Genomic DNA, 3,093 nt, shown 5'->3' with positions numbered 1-3,093 from the left:
TCCGGCACTCCTTGCCTCCCATAGCTGGCACCCGGTTCCTGTACTTCTTTCATCGGATACTTGCAGGCCGGATGGGGTGGAACGATTTGGTGAGAGGGAGTGTATCCGCGGCGGGCTGGGAAGAATCCCCATGGTATATCTTATGGGAATAGCGCTTGCCCATGCGCAAAGACTTACAAAGTTCGGAGCGTGATAAATATATCAAATATCAGTTAGTGGGACAGGCGAGACGCCTGTCCTACGGATTTGTTTGCATTTCTGCTTACCTCTGGTAGGCGCAAGACCCATACCTTATTGTTGATTCGTTTTTGAGTAGAACAGTCTCTGTTAGTTGAACATGTCCTATATTAGTAGGACAGGCGTCTCGCCTGTCTATGCTATAAATCTTTTTTCATCCAGCCCTTTATATATAACCATTTATAATCCTCATATTGCCTTGCCAAATTCGTCCTAATAGGATTATTTGCAATGTACTTGACCTTTTCAAAAAATTCATCCTCATCTCTTATTACTCTGTCATAGCTTTCGTCTTGCCACACTTTACCTTTTCTGTTTAACATTTTGTTTATCTCATGGGCGGTAAAGCTTTTTATGCTGTGCATTATTTTAGGTAAGGGTTCAATAGGATTTATTACCAAATGTACATGGTCATTCAATACCACAACGGCATAAAGTACGTACTTCTTACCGTCTAAAAAGCAAACGGCATCGAAAACGCAATTCTTTTGTGGTGGCTGTAATAGAAGTCTATTATGGGTAGCAAATGTAATGAAGTAGTAGCCGGAAGATAGTTGATAATGAGGAAGATGACGTCTCCATGTAAGTTCTGACAGGCGAGACGCCTGTCCTACTGCTGGTGGGTGAGACGCCTGTCCTACTGATGGAGTTTGCCCTGCCGATTTATTTTTGTCTTTCATTTTGATATTTTCATTTTTCCCAGTTCCTCTTCCCTGAGTTCCTTGCGGAGGATTTTTCCCACGTTTGATTTGGGTAGATCTTTGCGGAACTCAATCTCTACAGGCCACTTGTACTTTGCGAGTTTATCTTTACAAAATTCCATCAATTCTTCCCCGGAAGCCGTTTTACCATCTTTGAGCACTACGAAGACTTTGACATTTTCTCCGCGCTTCAGATCAGGAATACCTATGGCACATGCCTCCTCAACTCCGGGATGTTCATAAAATACTTCATCGATCTCCCGCGGGTAAATATTATAACCACCTGTTATGATTATATCCTTCTTGCGGTCAACAATATAAAAATAACCATCCTCATCCATGGTGGCGATGTCACCGGTATAACACCAGCCGTCTCTCAATGTATTCGCAGTCTCATCCGGCATATTCCAGTAACCTTTCATTACCTGAGGGCCTTTGATAATGAGTTCTCCACGTTCCCCTACGGGAACATCAGATGTACCGTTCTTCAGATCAACGATGCGGCATTCGGTGTCGGGTATGGGGGGGCCGATGCTTCCAACCTTGCGCTCACCGCCGGCAAAGGGATTGACATGCGTCACAGGAGCGGTTTCCGTCAATCCATACCCTTCGATAATCACAGCGCCCGTTGCTTCTTCAAAATCATGGAGAACTTCAACAGGCAGCGGTGCACTTCCGGAGAAGGAGCCCTTGATAGAGGTCATATCTGCCTTCTTGATATCAGGGTGGTTCAGCATACCGACAAACATGGTGGGAACGAGTGGTGCAAATGTCGGCCTGAATTTTTGTATCGCTTCAAGAAGATGATCCGGTTGTGGTCTCGGCACCAGGATATTTGTCCAGCCCATATGTATTGAGAAGTTCATGGAGACAGAAAGGCCAAAAACATGGAAAAAGGGGAGCGCTCCCAACATTACTTCCTCTCCCTTATTAAACGTGGGAAGCCATGCCTCAATCTGCTGAACCTGCTTGCTTAGATTTGCGTGGGTGAGCATGACGCCCTTTGAGATTCCCGTGGTTCCGCCGGTATACTGATACATTGCCACGTCGTCAAAACCGATTTCCACCTCGGGTGGATTCGGAGAGGATTTAGCGATGCAATTCTTCCATCTATACACATCGGCCGCTGGTTTTACATCTGCGGAAAGCTTCTTCTTTTTAGCTACCAATGGGAAGAGCAGATTCTTGGGAAAGGGGAGATAATCCCCAATTGAGGTGTAGATAATCTCCTTGATTGCCGTTTCGGGCCGCAGGTCTATCATCCTGTTTGCGAGAAGATCAATGGTGATCAAGACTTTAGAACCGGAATCGGTGAACTGATATTTTAGTTCCCGATCGGTATATAGGGGGTTGTTCAGAACCGTTATGGCCCCAAGTCTCAGTACAGCGAAATATGCCACAACACAGGGAATGACATTGGGAAGTAAAATTGAAACGGCATCCCCCTCTCTGATACCGAAGCCGGCAAGGCAAGTTGCAAAGCGGTCAACCATCTCTTTCAGTTCTTTGAAGGTGATCTTATAACCCTGAAAGATGAGAGCGATATGCTTGGGGAACTGTTCGGCTATTCTGTCCAATATTTCGGGCAGACAGATCTCCTCGTACTCGATGCACTCCGGCACGCCCTCTTCGTAAAAATTCAACCACGGTTTATCCTGATACCTGCTTTCTTCAGCCATATCTTTTCTCCTCTCCGTGTGTAAAGGTGATCCCCCTCTCCTGGTCAACCATAGGACCTTATCATATTCGTAGGACAGGCGTCTCGCCTGTCTATTAAATCTTTGTCCGCCAAATTCTGACAGGCGAGACGCCTGTCCTACGATAGACTGTTTTTCGCCTGTTCTACGAATAGGGGAGAGGAAACTTTTCATTCCATATCCATGGCATCCCAGATGATTTCGGCTATATCTAAGGCTTCTACCTTCTCCTCCATTTTGCGATCTTTTATTCCATCGCTCATCATAGTCAAACAGAATGGGCAGGCAAGGGCAATCTTTTCTGCATTTACCTCAATTGCCTGATCCGTTCTCATATCATTAATTCTTTCACCGATATCCTCTTCCATCCACATCCTGGCACCGCCGGCGCCACAGCAGAAGCTTTTGTCCCGATTTCTCCCCATCTCTACCAGTTTCATGCCGGGAACAGCTTTCAA

4 protein-coding genes are annotated in these 3,093 nt (G+C 45.9%); 1 reads left to right on the top strand and 3 read right to left on the bottom strand.

The features are described from left to right. Nucleotides 1-193, top strand: a 193-nt coding sequence (locus Q7J27_07265; protein MDO9528939.1) for a phosphoglycerate mutase, incomplete at its 5' end; no start/stop codon positions are given. Between the two features lie 184 nt (nucleotides 194-377). On the opposite strand, the gene Q7J27_07260 is transcribed toward Q7J27_07265, so the two are convergent. The 3 genes from Q7J27_07260 to Q7J27_07250 form a co-directional block, all read right to left on the bottom strand. Next, nucleotides 378-917, bottom strand: a complete 540-nt coding sequence (locus Q7J27_07260; GenBank protein ID MDO9528938.1) for a transposase — start codon at nucleotides 915-917, stop codon at nucleotides 378-380. Continuing rightward, a complete protein-coding gene (locus Q7J27_07255) occupies nucleotides 914-2,809 on the bottom strand; it encodes a long-chain fatty acid--CoA ligase (protein ID MDO9528937.1) in 1,896 nt (631 codons plus the stop codon). The genes Q7J27_07260 and Q7J27_07255 overlap by 4 nt, the downstream gene beginning before the upstream one ends. Further along, nucleotides 2,806-3,093 (bottom strand): (Fe-S)-binding protein (locus Q7J27_07250; protein MDO9528936.1); only part of this gene is annotated, 288 nt, incomplete at its 5' end. The genes Q7J27_07250 and Q7J27_07255, both read right to left, overlap by 4 nt.

It is taken from the genome of Syntrophales bacterium (genome assembly GCA_030655775.1).
Classification (GTDB): Bacteria; Desulfobacterota; Syntrophia; order Syntrophales; family JADFWA01; genus JAUSPI01.
This window is presented reverse-complemented; position numbering and strand designations above follow the sequence as displayed.